Raw genomic sequence first — 13,785 nt, 5'->3', positions numbered from 1 at the left:
TCGCGGCTGCTCCTGTCGCCGCGCTCGACCCACCGGTGGCCCAGCGTCGGGGTGGGCAGGTCATTCGGCAAGTGCTGGCGCCTGCCCTGCCGGGGCTGGCGGATGGCCGCGCACGATCAAGAGATACATGACGGGCGTGACTACCCGGGAGAGCAGGGTGGAGGAGACAAGGCCACCGATGATGACCCAGGCGAGCGGCGAATAGAGCGAAATGCCGGAAAGCGCGAGCGGCATGAGGCCTCCGATCGCCGTGACCGAGGTGAGCAGCACTGGCAGGAAGCGGACTTCGCCAGCGCGTTCCACCGCTTCGCGCAATTCCACCCCCTCCTCGCGCAACTGGGTGGTGAAATCCACAAGCAGGATCGAATTCTTGATCTCAATGCCGATCAAGGCAACGAAGCCGATGACGGCTGTATAGGAGAGGGAATTGCCCGTAAGATAAAGGGCAATAAGCCCGCCGAACATGCCAAGCGGAATGACCCCGGCCACGACCAGGGTCTCGCGGAATCGTCCGAACTCGATGACAAGCACTGCGAACACGCCGAAAATCGCAAGCAAGGCAAGCCCATAGAGGCCACCAAAGCCCTCGGCTGCAGCCCGCGCCTCGCCGCCTGGCACGATCTGATAGCCGGCTGGCAGGTCGATCCGGCGCAGTGCCTCAGCAACTGCAGCATTGACTCGCGAGGTCAGGACACCGGGTTCGACATTGGCAGTAATGGAGGCACTGCGTTCCTTCTGGTAGCGGTTGATGGAAGGAGGCCCCGAGGTCAACCGCGGCGTTGCGACTGCTGTCAGCGGAACGGCGCTGCCATTGAGGGTTGGCACCTGGACTTGACCCAACACGTCGACCGCAACAAGTGCACCAGCAGTGCCGCTTGCTGCACCCGGAACGCGGACGACAACATCATAGCTGTCCCCCTCCTCGTCGCGAAAGCGGCCGGCAACTTCGCCGGCAAGGGCGAGCCGGGCGACGCGTCGGGCAGCAGCAGGAGAAACGCCAAGAAGTGCAGCCCGATCGGGATCAAGCCCGAGGTCGAGGTCGATCCGGTCAAAGCCGAAGGGATTGCGCACGTCGCGTGTTCCTGGCGTTTCACGGATGGCCTGTTCGACCTCCAGCGAAAGCCGTTTCAGTTCCGAGAGATCGGGCCCGGTCACAAACCATTCGATGGGCGCGTTGATTGGCGCGCCGTTCTGGAACGGCCGGATCGAGATCCGGGCTTCGGGGTAGGTTTCGAATGCTTCGCGCAGGCGGGCGACCAAAGCCGGCCCCTCCTGCGGGTCCCAGCGCTCAAGCGTGGCAGCCACCACGCCAATCGACGAGCGCTGCTCGACTTCGCGGACATTGTAGAAGATCTGCGGATTGCCACGACCAGCATTCAGCATCCGGTTGGTGACGACCGGCTCGGCAGCGAGCAGACGGTCGACATATTCGGCCGCACGCAGCGTCTGCATCGTGTCCGCACCCTCGGCTGCCTCGATTTCGACAAGGAAATAGGGTGCATCTGCTGGCGGGAACAGGCTGGTTCCTATCAGCGGCACAAGGCCGAAGGCCGCAAGGCAAAGGGTCATGGCAGCTGCAAGCGTGGCCCTGGGCCATGCGAGCGCACGATGCAGGAGGGGCCGGTAGAAACGGTGGATACCCCCCTCAACCGCGCGCAGCACGGCATTGCCCTCAGGGTCGGAATCGCGGGCAAGGATGCGCGAGGCAAGGAACGGGATGATGGTCAGCGAAACGAGGAGGGAGGCTGCGACCGTTGCAATGACAGCGACGGGAAGACCGCGGGTGAACTTGCCGGCGCCCTCAGGGAGCGCGGTCAGCGGCAGGAAAGCGAAGATGAGGACGGCAGTCGAGCCGATGACGGCAACCGCGATCTGCTGCGTGCCGGCAAGCGCTGCTGCGGCCCGGCTGTAGCCCATGCGCAAGTGCCTAGCGATGTTCTCAACGACGACGATCGAGTCGTCCACGAGGAGGCCGAGTGCCACGATGAAGCCGGTGATGACGATCTGGTTCAAGGTGTAGCCGAGCAGCGAGACGACCAAGACGCCAACGGCAAGGCTCAACGGGATCGACATCATGACGATGAACGAGGCGCGAGGCCCCAGTGGCAGCAAGGTCACGAGGACGAGCAACAGCGCGATTGAGAAGTCCCGGGCGAGGATTCCAAGCTTGGCGCGCACGTCCTGACTCTGGTCAAACGCGCGCAGCAGCCGGACATCGGGCGGAAGCTGGGCGCGATAGGCCTCGGCTGCGTCTGCAAGGCCTTGCTCGACCTCGAGCACATTCACATTGTCTTTCTGGGTGGCGGTGACCCAGATGGCGCGTTCCCCATTGAGGCGAGTCACATGGCTGCGCTCGCCTGCAGCCCAAGCAACTTCCGCAACATCCCCTATGGTCACGGCACGGCCACCTTCGGCACGGACCGGCACAGCTGCCACTTCGGCAAGCGAACGGAAGGCCCCGCCGGCCTTCACATTGAACCGCTGCTCGCCCGAACGCACAGCGCCGGAGGGAAGGTCCGCGCCGCCGATCGAAAGGGCGTCGGTGACTGCCGTCAGCGGAATGCCCAATTCCCGCAAGCGCCCGAGGTCGACTGTCACGCGCACTTCCGGTGGCGCCAGCCCCCAGACGCTCGCATTGCGGACTCCTGGCACACGCTGGAATGCCTCGCGCACATCCTTGCCGATCTTCTCCATGCGCCGGTCCGAGGCCGTCTCGGAGACGATGGCATACTGGGCAACGACTGCCTCGGTGGTACGGAAGCGGCGAAACTCGACGTTGCGGATGCCCGCCGGGAGTGCGGAGCGAATGGCATTCACTTCCCGCACGGCTTCGTCAAAATTTCGGTCCGGATCGCTGTCCCAGTCGAACTCGGCATTGATGACCGCCTGGCCTTCGGATGAACGCGACAGGATCTCGCGCACATTGTCGAGGCCGGAGAGAACATCCTCGATTGGCTTGGTGACGGCCTGCTCCATGTCCGAGGCGTCCGCGCCGGGCTGGATCACGACAATCGAGACCACTGGCACCTTGAAATGCGGATCAACCGAACGGGGGATGGTGAGAAAAGCCTGGATCCCAAGCGCTGCCAGAAGCGCAAAGGCAACGAGCGTCACTTGCCAGCGCTCAACGGCAAAGGCGATGAGGCGGTTCAAGCCGGACCTGCGACCTTGACTCGCGCCCCTTCGCTCAGCCGGTCAACCCCAGTGCGGACGATCCGGTCCCCTGCCGCAAGGCCGCTTTCGACAACAACACCGCCAGGCCCCACGTCGCCGATGCGAACCAACACGGCCTTGACGCTGCTGCTTTCAGGATCAAGCCGCCAGACGAAGGCTTCACCAGCGCGCGCTGCAAAAAGCGCAGTCGCCGGCACCAGAAAGGGTCCAGACGCACTGGCAGCCTGCGGGCGGGCAATCGCAACCTGGCCAATGAGGCCGGACCGGAGCGCAGGATCCGGAGGGAGCGCGACTTCAAGCTGGAAGGTTCCAGTCCGCTCGTCGGCCCGGCCCGCGATTTCGATGACCCGGCCAGACATGGCGGGGGCCACATTCGAGGGAAAATCGACGCCAACAGGCATTCCAACCTTGAGGCCAGCGATATCTTCCGCCGCAAGCGGCACCCGTATCACATGGCCGCTGCGAGCTTCCCCGAGCACGAGCACGGGGTCACCTGCTGCTACGGTCTGGCCGGGCTCGGCCCGGCGGGCAAGGATGATCCCGTCGGCAGGCGCCACGATCCGGCTGTTCTTCTGGGCGAAAAGGGCGCGCTCGAGCGCAGCTGCTGCGGCACCTGCTGCGGCCTCGGCAGTGTCGACTCTGGCCTTTGCGACCCATCCCTGCGCAAACAGCTTGCGCTGGCGGTCACGCTCGGCCCGGGCCCGGGCGAGGTCCGCGCGGGCGGCAGCAACTTCGGCATCGATGGTGCGGGTGTCGAGTGCAGCAAGCAACATTCCCGCTCGCACCTGGTCTCCTTCGCGCGGGTCAAGCCGGGCAATAATGCCGGCTGTCCAGAAGGCGAGGGGCGTTTCCCGGCGGATGCGAACCGTCCCTGCAGCCCGGATGACAGGCGCGGAGGCCGTGCTGCCCACTTCGAAGAGACGGACTGTGGTTTCGGCCTGGCGGGGAGCCTGCACGGCAGGATCACCTGCCCCTGCCCCACAGGCGCCGACGAAAAGCAGGAGCACAGCCGGCAGGAACCGCCCGCCCCTTCCCGCTCCTGGAACCGCCAGCGCCTGACGTGCCTGCATTGGAAACCCCAGCGACAGGCCGTCTCGCTAGCCTGTCATGGCAACGGGTTCCAGCAGATTCCAAGTGCGCCTCAGTTCCTGCCGGCGAAGCCCAGCGTCACTCGGCGATGGTCAGGGCCTCAAGCTCGATCGAGAGGGTCATGCTTCCATCCGGCAGGATTTCGCCTGTCTTCTCGCCGATGGCGAAGTCAGCGAGAAAATGCCCTGCGAGCGGAAAATCGCCAGCGACCAGCAGGGCTTCCAGCCGGTCTGACGCCGTCTCGACGGCATCCATCGGCCCGTGCAGGCGAAGCGCAAGGCTGTGCCTTGCACCGGCAAAGGTGAGGCTCGCCCAAGGCTGGCAATCAAAGCTCAGGATCGCAAGGACCGGCGTTCTATTGTCCCGCTCTTCCCACCCCTCGAACCAGGGATCCGCAGCGATGGTCTGGCGGATTGCCGCAATGAGAGCGCGCTGCGGCGCAGATGTGACCCCCCTCATTGGGCTGACCCCGAATCCGCCCGCCCGGCCGGCCGCCGCGAGCGAAGCCCCGTCCCCTCCGGCCCACCCTTGGAGGCCCGATGCGCTTCAAGAAGCGCTGCAACATGGGCACGAAGCCGCGTCTCCATCCGCCGCCCCGGCTGGCGGCCACGGCGCAGATCATGGACAATGCGCGGATCAGAAACTGCATCCCTCCCGAACCTGGAGGGTGGCAAGCGAGTGGCTTTGAGACAGGCTTCGATGAGGCTCAGCAACGACATGGTCCGGGCACTCCACATGTCGACCCCATGCCGTTCCGGGATGGCCCATGCGACCTTGGCCCTCCGCACCATCCCGAATCGATAGGCAGAGTGTGATAGGCATTTTCCTACTAGTCTAGGGGAAAAATGATGTTAGACGCTTGCCGGCGCGGATCAGGAGAGGAGGTCCCGGCGCGTGACGGGAGACGAGATTCGCCGTCGACTGGATGAGCTCATCCGCGCGCGGGGAACCGACTATCTCGCCGTATCCCGACTGCTTGGTCGCAATCCGGCCTATATCCAGCAATTCATCAAGCGCGGTGTTCCCCGGCATCTCGGAGAACGGGACCGCCGGCTGCTTGCTGCACATTTTGGTGTTGATGAGGCGGAACTTGGGGGACCTTCGCAGCCGCAGGGGGCGGATCAGGCCCGGGACTCCCAGAGCCGTCGCGTCCTTCTTTCTGCCGCTGCCGAGGTTCGCCCAACTGGTGCTGGCGAAACGGCAACGCTCAAGGACTATGTCCTCATTCCCTATCTGACAGCGCATCGCAGTACCGCTCCGGCATCGGGGCGCGACGCGCTCGCCTTTGAGACTGGCTTTGCGCGCCAGGTTGGCTCGGGCCGGTTGGGGGCGCTCTCGGCCCTTCTGGTCGAAGGCGACTCCATGAGCCCCAGCCTTCTCCCGGGAGACCAAATTCTGGTTGACCTCGACGATTGCGCGCCGTTGCGCGACGGGCTCTACACCTTCGAGATGGACGGTGGCTTCAGCATCCGCCGAGTGAGCGTCCACCCGGTGACTGGGCGACCCTCTCTGCTTCCGGACAATCCGGCCTATGCAAGCTTTACGGATTGCGATCCGGAAGCCCTGAAAGTGCTTGGCCGGGTGGTCTGGATTGGCCGCAAGCTCCCCTGATGCAGCTAGCGCCTTGCCTGCCAGGCAAGGACAAGTGCGGCAAGGCCACCGGAGCCAAGGCCGATCACGGCGCCGGCGGAGGGCTCACCGAGAGCAAGGCCAGCAGCGACTCCAGCAAGAAGGCCGAGAGGCAGCAGGACACCAAAGCCACGTTCAGCCATGCTGCACCCAAACCCTTACGCTTGCTGCTATCCCGGCGGCCGCAACCTGCTGGGGCGATCGACGGGACTCGAACCCGCAACCCCTGGTACCACAAACCAGTGCTCTGACCAGTTGAGCTACGATCGCCGCGGCCGGTGGAAGGCGCTTTATTGGCACGCCCATGCGTCAGTCCCCCGACGGCGTCAAGGACAGGCCTCCTCAGGAGCGCCGAAAGCGCGAGTGCTAGAGCCGGATGAGCATCTTGCCCGTGTTGGCGCCAGTGAAGAGGCCGATGAACGCCAGAGGTGCGGCTGCGAGGCCGTCCACGATCGTCTCCTCAAACCGGATCCGGCCCTCAGCGATCCAGCCCGTCATGTCAGCCAGGAACTGGGGCTGCAAATGCTGGAATTGGGTGACGATGAACCCCTGCATCTTCAGTGACTTGCCGATAAGCATCAGGATATTGCGGGGGCCCGGGGGAGGCTCGGTTGCATTATAGGCTGCGATCATGCCGCATTCGACCAAGCGTGCGAAGGGGTTCGCAAGCTCGATTGCGACTTCGAGCTGCTCGCCCCCCACATTGTCGAAATAGATGTCGATCCCGCGCGGGGCGGCGCCACGCACTGCATCGCGCAGGTTGCCGCACGTCCGGTAGTTGATGGCTGCATCCACGCCGGCCGCGCGCAGCCACTGGCACTTGGCGTCGCTCCCGGCGGTGGCCACGACATGGCAGCCCTTGATCTTCCCGATCTGGGCAACGACCGAGCCGACGGCACCCGCCCCGCCGGAGACGAACAGGGTCTCGCCCGCCTTGGGCTGGCCGATCTCAAGAAGGCCGGCCCAGGCAGTCAGCCCTGGCATCCCCAGCACACCAAGGAAGGCTTGAGGCGGAATGCCTTCGGGAATGGTGAGGCGAGTGAGCGTTTGAGCCGGCATGATGAAGGCCTCACGCCAGCCCCACATCGAGAGCACCATGTCCCCAGGCGCAAAGCCGGGATCACCGCTTTCCACCACCTCGCCGACCGCTCCGCCCTCGAGCGCCTTGCCGAGCGCGAACGGCGGCACATAGCTCGCCCGGTCCACCATCCGGCCGCGCATATAGGGATCGACCGACAGGAAGCGGTTGCGAACCAGGACTTCGCCAGGTCCAGGGGCGCCAAGTGTCACGGTCGCAAGCTCGAAATCGGCCTCCGAGGGAAGTCCGACGGGGTGCCTGACAAGGCGGATTTCGCGCGCTTGCATCTCCTTCTCTCCCATCCCCTCTCCTCCTGCATTGCGCCAGCTGCCAGCGCAAGGGCGCAAGCCGCACGCAACTGTTCAGGATGGCGCCAGGCCGCTGCGGAGCCGCGTGGCAGCGCCAAGGATGAGCAGGATGAAGCCGCCGAGCGCGAGACCGACAAGCCCGGCAAGCGCTGCACTGGCAAGCCAGGAGAACACGGCAGGTGCCAAAGGTGCGAGCGTTTCTGCTTTATGTGCAAGATGATGTTGGAGATGGGGAAGGACGGCGAGCGGGCCGGCGCCTTCGAGCCCGTGGACGACAATACCGCCGCCAACCCATGCCATCGCGGCAATGCCGAGCACGGAAAGGAATGCCAGCACCGCCGGCATCCCCCGGACCAGCAGCCGGCCAAGGCTCCGCCCGGTTGGATGGCCGGTCGCAGCCAGCCGCAGCCCCGCATCATCCATCTTCACGAGGAGCGCCACAAAACCATAGACACCGGCGGTCACGACAAGGCTTACGACGGCAAGGCTCGTTGCCTTGGTTGCAAACGACACTTGGTCGAGCTGGCCAAGGGCAATGGCCAGGATTTCAGCCGACAGGATGAGATCGGTTCTGACTGCCCCGGCCACCATCGCCTTCTCCTGCGCTGCCCGGTCGATCGCCGTCGGCCGTCCGCAATCTGTTCCATGGTGGCCGAAGCCCAGCTTCTCCAGCAGCTTCTCGGCGGCCTCGTAGCACAGGAAGGCGCCGCCCAACATGAGGAGCGGAGTGAGCGCCTGCGGCAGGATGGCCGCCAGCAGGAGAAAGCCTGGCATCAGGAGCAAGAGCTTGTTCCGGAGCGAGCCCTTGGCGATGCGCCAGATGAGGGGCAGTTCACGATCGGGCGAGAAACCCGTCACATAGCGCGGCGTGACAGCGGCATCGTCAATGACGACACCGGCCGCCTTGGTTGTGGCCCGTGCTGAGGCGGCTGCGACATCGTCGAGGGAGGCGGCTGCCAACTTGGCAAGGGTTGCGACATCGTCGAGGAGCGCGAACAGGCCGGAGGCCATCAGGCCGCCTCCCCGGACAGCAGGCAGTCGATCGCGGCATTGGCAAGGGCGTCGGCGCGCTCGTTCAAGGGATGGCCGGCATGGCCGCGCACCCACTCCCAGCGAATGCGGTGCGGTGCCGCCGCCTCGGCGAGCGCCTGCCACAAGTCGATGTTGGCAACGGGCTTGCGGTCCGCAGTCCGCCAGCCGTTGCGCTGCCAGGCGGGAAGCCAGCGGGTCATGCCTTCGACCAGATAGCGGCTATCAGTCTCCAGCCTGACGTCTGCCGGCTTGGTCAGCGCACGCAGCGCTTCGAGCGCAGCCGTCAGTTCCATGCGGTTGTTGGTGGTCGACGGCGCGTGCCCGGTAAGAATCTTCTCGCGGCTTCCGGCAACGAGGATCGCCGCCCATCCTCCCGGCCCAGGGTTGCCCCGGCAGGCCCCGTCGGTCGCGATGTCCACCCGCGGCAGGGCCAACTCAGCCATGGCAGCGGATATGCCGCAAGCGGCGGGCAAAGGCCAAGGGGTCCTTGCGCTGGACGAGCGCGCCAGCGGACTCCTCGAAATGGTCAAGCGCGCGCGTCAAGAGAAAGCGCAGGCAGGCCAGCTCGCTTAGCAGGGGGAGTGCCGCCACCTCCGCTTCCGCAAGCAGCCGGACCGACTCGTAGCCGATCCGGAGCGCGGCGTCGCGGTCTCCGAGGAAACGGGCACCGTCGGCTGTGAAGCTCCAGGCAACCCGCAAAACGGCAAGATCATAGGCGAACCAATCTTCGGCTGCGAAATAGAAATCGATGAGGCCCGAAATGCAGTCGCCGAGGAACAGCACATTGTCGGGAAAAAGGTCGGCATGGATGATGCCGCGCGGCAGCGCCTCGGGCCAGCCGCCGTCGAGCCGGGCGAGCGCCGATTGGACCAAGGCGAAAAGGCCCGGCTCGAGCACATCGAGCCGATACCCAAGAGCTGCCGCAGCATCCCGAGCAAAGGGAAGGCCAAGCTGGTTGGGGCGTGTCGGCGGATAGCCGGCACCGGCCAGATGAAGCTGCGCCAGCGCCTCTCCCGCAGCCCGGCACTGGGCGAGTGTCGGCTCGGTCACCGAGACCCCGGGCAGCCAGGTGATGAGCGCAGCGTCCCGCCCGCAGAGCCGCTGCAGCACCCTGCCATCCTGGTCGGGCATTGGGCGCGGCACTGGCAGGCCGGCATCAGCAAGATGCGTCATCAGCCCCAAGAACCAGGGCAGCTCGCTTGCCTCGATGCGCCGCTCATAGAGGGTCAGGATGAACCGCCCGCCTGTCGTCTCGAGGAGATAGTTGGAGTTGGAGACGCCTTCGGCAATGCCTTTGGCCATGACAAGAGTGCCAACGCCATAGCGGGCGACAAAGCGGGCGAGCTCTTCTGCTGGAACTTCGGTATAGACTGCCATCGCCCGCTGCCCGGCCGGGCTCCCGCCTCAGGCGGCGAGTTCGCGCGGGAGTTTGAAGGTCACTTCCTCGACAGCTGTGGTGACTTCCTGGATCGTGAGCTCGAAGCGCTGGCGCATGGCATCGAGCACCTCCTGCACCAGGATCTCCGGCGCCGAGGCGCCAGCCGTCAGTCCAACCGTTTGCACCCCCTGGAACCATTCCCAGTCGATGGCAGCGGCGGTCTGGATGAGATGGGCGCGCGCGCCTTCGCGTTCGGCAACCTCGCGCAGCCGCTGCGAATTGGAGCTATACTCCGCGCCGATCACCAGCATGAGGTCACAATCGGCGGCAATCGCCTTGACGGCGGCCTGGCGGTTTGAGGTGGCATAACAGATGTCCTCTCCGCGCGGACCAACGATATCGGGAAAGCGGCGGCGCAGGACGGAGACAATTTCGGCCGTATCGTCGACCGAAAGGGTCGTCTGCGTGAGGAACCCGAGATTGGACGGATCAGGCGGTGACACGGTCTCCGCGTCCTCGACCGTTTCGACCAGTGTCATGACGCCGTCTGGCACCTGGCCGAAGGTGCCGATGACTTCGGGGTGGCCGGCGTGGCCGACAAACAGGATATGGCGCCCAGCTTGCACCATCCGCTCCGCCTGCCGGTGCACCTTGGAGACAAGCGGGCATGTGGCATCGAGCCAGCCAAGGCCGCGCTCGGTTGCACGCGCTGGTATGGTCTTTGGCACGCCATGGGCAGAGAAGATGACGGTCGCGCCATCCGGCACTTCGTCGAGCTCCTTGACGAAGATGGCGCCCTTGGCCCTGAGGCTGTCGACCACATGCTTGTTGTGCACGATCTCGTGACGGACATAGACGGGGACGCCATAGCGTTCGAGCGCAAGCTCGACGATGTGGATTGCGCGGTCGACACCAGCGCAGAACCCGCGCGGGGCAGCGACAAGGACTTTGAGACTGGCCATGGGACTGCCATAGACCTTCCAGCTGCGAAAACAAAGATGCGGATGGTCCGGTTTCGCGCGGGCTTTGCGATAGCGCATGATTGGGAGACAAAAATTGCGGGTTGCCCTCCTCCTGCTGCTGGTACTGGCCGCGTGCCAGAAGAACCCGCTCAGGGTCACACGCTCGCCCTGCCCGGCGGTTGCGATCCCCTATCATGTCGGGCAGCTGACGCGGTTTGACCCCCCGGAGAGCCGGAACGCTGACGCAATCGATTTCGTTGCCCAAATCGTAAACATCGAAAGTGTCTGCACACCCACAGATGCCCGAGTCGCAACCGACATCCGCTTCGAAGTAACGGCCGTGCGGCGTGCCTCCGCCGATCCTGCGCTTCCTGCGCGCGATGTCGTCCTGCCACTGTTTGTAAGCTTGGTACAGGGCGGCAATGTGCTGGTTGCCAAGCAGGCAACCGCAGTCCGGGTCAGCTTCCCGCAAGGCGCGCTTCGGGGCCGCGGCACTGGTGCTGCGCGCAGCGAGCTTGCCCGCGCTGTTGTCACCCCGCCGCCGGAAGTCGTCGCTCGGCTCAGCCGTGAGCGCAAGCCGACCGACCCGGATGCGCTCGTCGACCCGATGTCGGATCCGGTGGTGCGCGCCGCCATTCGCGCAACCAGCTTCGAAGTGCTGCTCGGCTTCCAGCTTGACGACGCCAGCCTCGCCTACAACGTCGCCCGCTGAGCGGCAGCCGCCTGCGCCCTGTCGTTGTGCCGAAGCGGGGAACGGGCTATGCCAGAGCATTCCTCCATGCACGGGAACCATGCCATGTCGCGCCGACGCCAGATTTATGAAGGCAAGGCCAAGATCCTCTATGAGGGTCCAGAGCCGGGCACGATCATCCAGTATTTCAAGGACGATGCGACCGCCTTCAACGCCCAGAAGAAGGGCACCATCTCCGGCAAGGGTGTGCTCAATAACCGGATTTCCGAGCATCTCTTCACGCTTCTTGGCACCATCGGCGTGCCGCACCATTTCATCCGGCGCCTCAACATGCGCGAGCAGCTGGTGCGCCAAGTCGAGATCATCCCGCTTGAAGTGGTGGTCCGCAACGTTGCTGCCGGCTCGCTCGCCAAGCGGCTGGGGATCGAGGAGGGCACGCCGCTGCCGCGCACCATCCTCGAATATTATCTGAATGACGATGCGCTCGGCGACCCGATGGTGACCGAGGAACATATCGCCTGCTTTGGCTGGGCAGGGCAGGACGAGCTCGCCGACATGCAGGACATGGCCATCCGCATCAACGATTTCTTGGCTGGCCTGTTCGCCGGGATCGGAATCCGCTTGGTGGACTTCAAGCTCGAGTTCGGGCGGCTGTGGGAGGATGACTATTCCCGCGTCATCCTCGCTGATGAGATCAGCCCCGATGGCTGTCGGCTGTGGGACATGAAGACCAACGAGAAGATGGACAAGGATCGTTTCCGCCGCGATCTCGGCGGCGAGGTCGAAGCCTATCAGGAAGTGGCCCGGCGCCTCGGCCTGCTGCCCGAAGGCCAGGAGACTGCCGTGCTCGACCTCGGCGAAGCGCGGAAGGCCCGCGAGCAGCGCTGAGGATGGCGCGCCGGTTGGCCAGCGCCTTGCTGGCATTCCTGCTCGCGGGGCCAACATGCGCGCAGCTGCCGCCTGCGGCACTGCCACAGCCGATGACGGTGCGCAGCCTTGCCGCGCTTCCCCAGCCGAAGCCGGCCGAGATCATCCGCTATGGTGAAGCGGACTCACAGGTGGTTGAGCTGTTCCTGCCCCGCACCCGGCCCGATGGGCTGATGCCGGCTGTCGTGATCGTCCATGGCGGCTGCTGGCGCGCCAAGGTCGCGGGGCGCGAACTGGTCCGCCCGGCCGCCGGGGCGCTGGCCCAGAAGGGCTTCGCCGTCTGGTCAGTTGGCTACCGCCGAATCGACGAGGAAGGCGGCGGATTCCCCGGCACGTTCGCGGATGTTGCTGCTGCCATCGATCTTCTTGCCACCCAGGCGGCCGAGCGCGGCATCGATCGAGGCCGCATCGCCTTCTACGGCCATTCGGCAGGTGCCCACCTTGCCATGTGGGCCGCCGGGCGCCACCGCCTTGCCAAAGACAGCGTGCTCGCAGCCTCTGCCCCCCTCCGGCCCCGGGGGGTCGTCTCGGCCGGCGGCCTCCTCGACCTCCAAGGGCAAGCCGCCCGCATCCGCGACGTGTGTGGAATCGACCCCGCCGAATCGCTTGCCAACCCGGCAGCGAAAGAGCCGTTTGCTGAGACTTCACCAGTTGATCTTCTGCCCACAGGTGTGCGGATGACGCTGGTCCATGGGATCTATGACGACATCGCCTATCCGGCGCTTGGCCTGGCCTATGCCCAGCGGGCCCGGCGTGCCGGCGACCAGGCAGAAATCTTCGTCGTACCCAACGCCGGCCACTTCGAGGTGATCGCGCCGGGCACCCGCGCCTTCGAGATCGTCGCCGCAGCACTCGAAGCCTTCACCCGCTAGCCAGCCGCACCCTGCTGCCCTAAGCGGAGATCATGAAGGCTCGTGTCACTGTTTCCCTGAAGCCTGGCGTGCTCGACCCGCAGGGCCGTGCCATCCTCCATGCGCTCGAAGGGCTCGGTTTTTCCGGCGTCACCGATGTCCGGGTGGGAAAGGTCATCGAGCTCGAGCTCGCCGAGGGCACGCCCGTGGAAACGGTCGAAGAGATGGGCCGAAAGCTGCTCGCCAATACGGTCATCGAGAATTTCCGGGTGGAGATGGCATGAAGGCGGGAGTTGTCGTCTTCCCCGGCTCCAATTGCGACCGCGACCTCATGGTCGCGCTTGAACTGGTGACAGGCGTCAAGCCGGTCGCGCTGTGGCATGCAGATGCCGACCTGCCCACCGGCCTCGATCTCGTCGCGCTTCCCGGCGGCTTCTCCCATGGCGACTATCTCCGCTCCGGCGCCATTGCTGCGCGGGCGCCGGTGATGCGCGCGGTTGCCAGCCATGCCCACAAGGGGGGTCTGGTGCTCGGAATCTGCAACGGCTTCCAGGTGCTGACCGAGGCCGGGCTTCTGCCGGGCGCCCTCATGCGCAACGCCGGGCTCGACTTCCTCTGCCGCGACGCGAGGCTCGAAGTCGTCAGCGCGGACAGCCCCTTCACCCG

Annotated in this window: 16 protein-coding genes and 1 tRNA gene; 6 read left to right on the top strand and 11 right to left on the bottom strand. The window is 65.3% G+C overall.

Annotated elements, in window-relative coordinates:
• Positions 1 to 60: 60 nt before the first annotated feature.
• The 4 genes from ACWIQA_RS02635 to ACWIQA_RS02620 form a co-directional block, all read right to left on the bottom strand.
• Complete coding sequence (locus ACWIQA_RS02635) at positions 61 to 3,153, bottom strand: efflux RND transporter permease subunit (RefSeq protein ID WP_448581514.1); 3,093 nt, start codon at positions 3,151 to 3,153, stop codon at positions 61 to 63.
• Positions 3,150 to 4,244: an efflux RND transporter periplasmic adaptor subunit gene (locus ACWIQA_RS02630; protein ID WP_448581513.1), complete on the bottom strand. Its 1,095-nt coding sequence runs from the start codon at positions 4,242 to 4,244 to the stop codon at positions 3,150 to 3,152. Before ACWIQA_RS02630 ends, ACWIQA_RS02635 begins: the two co-directional genes overlap by 4 nt.
• A gap of 97 nt (positions 4,245 to 4,341) precedes the next feature.
• Entirely contained in the window at positions 4,342 to 4,722 is a 381-nt protein-coding gene (locus tag ACWIQA_RS02625; protein WP_448581512.1) for a hypothetical protein, read from the bottom strand.
• Positions 4,719 to 4,982 carry a hypothetical protein gene (locus ACWIQA_RS02620; RefSeq protein WP_448581511.1) on the bottom strand — a complete coding sequence of 88 codons (264 nt, stop codon included), beginning with the start codon at positions 4,980 to 4,982 and terminating at the stop codon, positions 4,719 to 4,721. The genes ACWIQA_RS02625 and ACWIQA_RS02620 overlap by 4 nt, the downstream gene beginning before the upstream one ends.
• Before the next feature lie 175 nt (positions 4,983 to 5,157).
• On the opposite strand from ACWIQA_RS02620, the gene ACWIQA_RS02615 reads away from it, so the two are divergent.
• Positions 5,158 to 5,874 carry a S24 family peptidase gene (locus tag ACWIQA_RS02615; RefSeq protein WP_448581510.1) on the top strand — a complete coding sequence of 239 codons (717 nt, stop codon included), beginning with the start codon at positions 5,158 to 5,160 and terminating at the stop codon, positions 5,872 to 5,874.
• A 5-nt stretch (positions 5,875 to 5,879) separates the two neighbouring features.
• On the opposite strand, the gene ACWIQA_RS02610 is transcribed toward ACWIQA_RS02615, so the two are convergent.
• From ACWIQA_RS02610 to ispH, 7 genes are all read right to left on the bottom strand, one after another.
• Complete coding sequence (locus ACWIQA_RS02610; protein ID WP_448581509.1) at positions 5,880 to 6,035, bottom strand: hypothetical protein; 156 nt, start codon at positions 6,033 to 6,035, stop codon at positions 5,880 to 5,882.
• Positions 6,036 to 6,085: 50 nt separating this feature from the next.
• Positions 6,086 to 6,162, bottom strand: a tRNA-His gene (locus ACWIQA_RS02605).
• 96 nt (positions 6,163 to 6,258) lie between these two features.
• On the bottom strand, positions 6,259 to 7,272 hold the full coding sequence (locus tag ACWIQA_RS02600; protein WP_448581508.1) for an NADP-dependent oxidoreductase: 1,014 nt from the start codon (positions 7,270 to 7,272) through the stop codon (positions 6,259 to 6,261).
• A gap of 60 nt (positions 7,273 to 7,332) precedes the next feature.
• The gene (locus ACWIQA_RS02595; protein WP_448581507.1) at positions 7,333 to 8,289 is read right to left on the bottom strand and encodes a DUF808 domain-containing protein; all 957 of its coding nucleotides are present in this window, start codon (positions 8,287 to 8,289) and stop codon (positions 7,333 to 7,335) included.
• The gene (rnhA, locus tag ACWIQA_RS02590; RefSeq protein ID WP_448581506.1) at positions 8,289 to 8,753 is read right to left on the bottom strand and encodes a ribonuclease HI; all 465 of its coding nucleotides are present in this window, start codon (positions 8,751 to 8,753) and stop codon (positions 8,289 to 8,291) included. Before rnhA ends, ACWIQA_RS02595 begins: the two co-directional genes overlap by 1 nt.
• A complete protein-coding gene (thrB, locus tag ACWIQA_RS02585) occupies positions 8,746 to 9,687 on the bottom strand; it encodes a homoserine kinase (RefSeq protein WP_448581505.1) in 942 nt (313 codons plus the stop codon). Before thrB ends, rnhA begins: the two co-directional genes overlap by 8 nt.
• A 27-nt stretch (positions 9,688 to 9,714) precedes the next feature.
• Entirely contained in the window at positions 9,715 to 10,650 is a 936-nt protein-coding gene (ispH, locus tag ACWIQA_RS02580) for a 4-hydroxy-3-methylbut-2-enyl diphosphate reductase (RefSeq protein ID WP_448581504.1), read from the bottom strand.
• A 94-nt stretch (positions 10,651 to 10,744) separates the two neighbouring features.
• Between ispH and ACWIQA_RS02575 the strand changes: the two genes are divergently transcribed.
• The 5 genes from ACWIQA_RS02575 to ACWIQA_RS02555 all read left to right on the top strand — a co-directional run.
• The gene (locus tag ACWIQA_RS02575; protein WP_448581503.1) at positions 10,745 to 11,362 is read left to right on the top strand and encodes a hypothetical protein; all 618 of its coding nucleotides are present in this window, start codon (positions 10,745 to 10,747) and stop codon (positions 11,360 to 11,362) included.
• Positions 11,363 to 11,446: 84 nt separating this feature from the next.
• Positions 11,447 to 12,229: a phosphoribosylaminoimidazolesuccinocarboxamide synthase gene (purC, locus tag ACWIQA_RS02570; protein ID WP_448581502.1), complete on the top strand. Its 783-nt coding sequence runs from the start codon at positions 11,447 to 11,449 to the stop codon at positions 12,227 to 12,229.
• A gap of 92 nt (positions 12,230 to 12,321) precedes the next feature.
• Positions 12,322 to 13,140 carry an alpha/beta hydrolase gene (locus tag ACWIQA_RS02565; RefSeq protein WP_448581501.1) on the top strand — a complete coding sequence of 273 codons (819 nt, stop codon included), beginning with the start codon at positions 12,322 to 12,324 and terminating at the stop codon, positions 13,138 to 13,140.
• A 32-nt stretch (positions 13,141 to 13,172) separates the two neighbouring features.
• Positions 13,173 to 13,403 (top strand): phosphoribosylformylglycinamidine synthase subunit PurS, encoded by a 231-nt coding sequence (gene purS, locus ACWIQA_RS02560; protein ID WP_448581500.1) that lies wholly within the window; start codon positions 13,173 to 13,175, stop codon positions 13,401 to 13,403.
• Positions 13,400 to 13,785: phosphoribosylformylglycinamidine synthase subunit PurQ (locus tag ACWIQA_RS02555; RefSeq protein ID WP_448581499.1), on the top strand; the 386-nt coding region annotated here is incomplete at its 3' end. The genes purS and ACWIQA_RS02555, both read left to right, overlap by 4 nt.

The sequence above is a fragment of the Thermaurantiacus sp. genome (assembly GCF_053487655.1).
Note: the sequence above shows the minus strand (reverse complement) of the source record. Positions and strands in the feature narration are given on the sequence as shown.

Bases quoted from the DNA above. Each gene is read 5' to 3' on its own strand.
- rnhA (WP_448581506.1), bottom strand. From the start codon at position 8,753: ATGGCTGAGTTGGCCCTGCCGCGGGTGGACATCGCGACCGACGGGGCC.
- ACWIQA_RS02595 (WP_448581507.1), bottom strand. From the start codon at position 8,289: ATGGCCTCCGGCCTGTTCGCGCTCCTCGACGATGTCGCAACCCTTGCC.
- purC (WP_448581502.1), top strand. From the start codon at position 11,447: ATGTCGCGCCGACGCCAGATTTATGAAGGCAAGGCCAAGATCCTCTAT.
- ACWIQA_RS02625 (WP_448581512.1), bottom strand. From the start codon at position 4,722: ATGAGGGGGGTCACATCTGCGCCGCAGCGCGCTCTCATTGCGGCAATC.
- thrB (WP_448581505.1), bottom strand. From the start codon at position 9,687: ATGGCAGTCTATACCGAAGTTCCAGCAGAAGAGCTCGCCCGCTTTGTC.
- ACWIQA_RS02600 (WP_448581508.1), bottom strand. From the start codon at position 7,272: ATGGGAGAGAAGGAGATGCAAGCGCGCGAAATCCGCCTTGTCAGGCAC.
- ACWIQA_RS02610 (WP_448581509.1), bottom strand. From the start codon at position 6,035: ATGGCTGAACGTGGCTTTGGTGTCCTGCTGCCTCTCGGCCTTCTTGCT.
- ispH (WP_448581504.1), bottom strand. From the start codon at position 10,650: ATGGCCAGTCTCAAAGTCCTTGTCGCTGCCCCGCGCGGGTTCTGCGCT.
- ACWIQA_RS02630 (WP_448581513.1), bottom strand. From the start codon at position 4,244: ATGCAGGCACGTCAGGCGCTGGCGGTTCCAGGAGCGGGAAGGGGCGGG.
- ACWIQA_RS02620 (WP_448581511.1), bottom strand. From the start codon at position 4,982: ATGTCGTTGCTGAGCCTCATCGAAGCCTGTCTCAAAGCCACTCGCTTG.
- purS (WP_448581500.1), top strand. From the start codon at position 13,173: ATGAAGGCTCGTGTCACTGTTTCCCTGAAGCCTGGCGTGCTCGACCCG.
- ACWIQA_RS02565 (WP_448581501.1), top strand. From the start codon at position 12,322: ATGACGGTGCGCAGCCTTGCCGCGCTTCCCCAGCCGAAGCCGGCCGAG.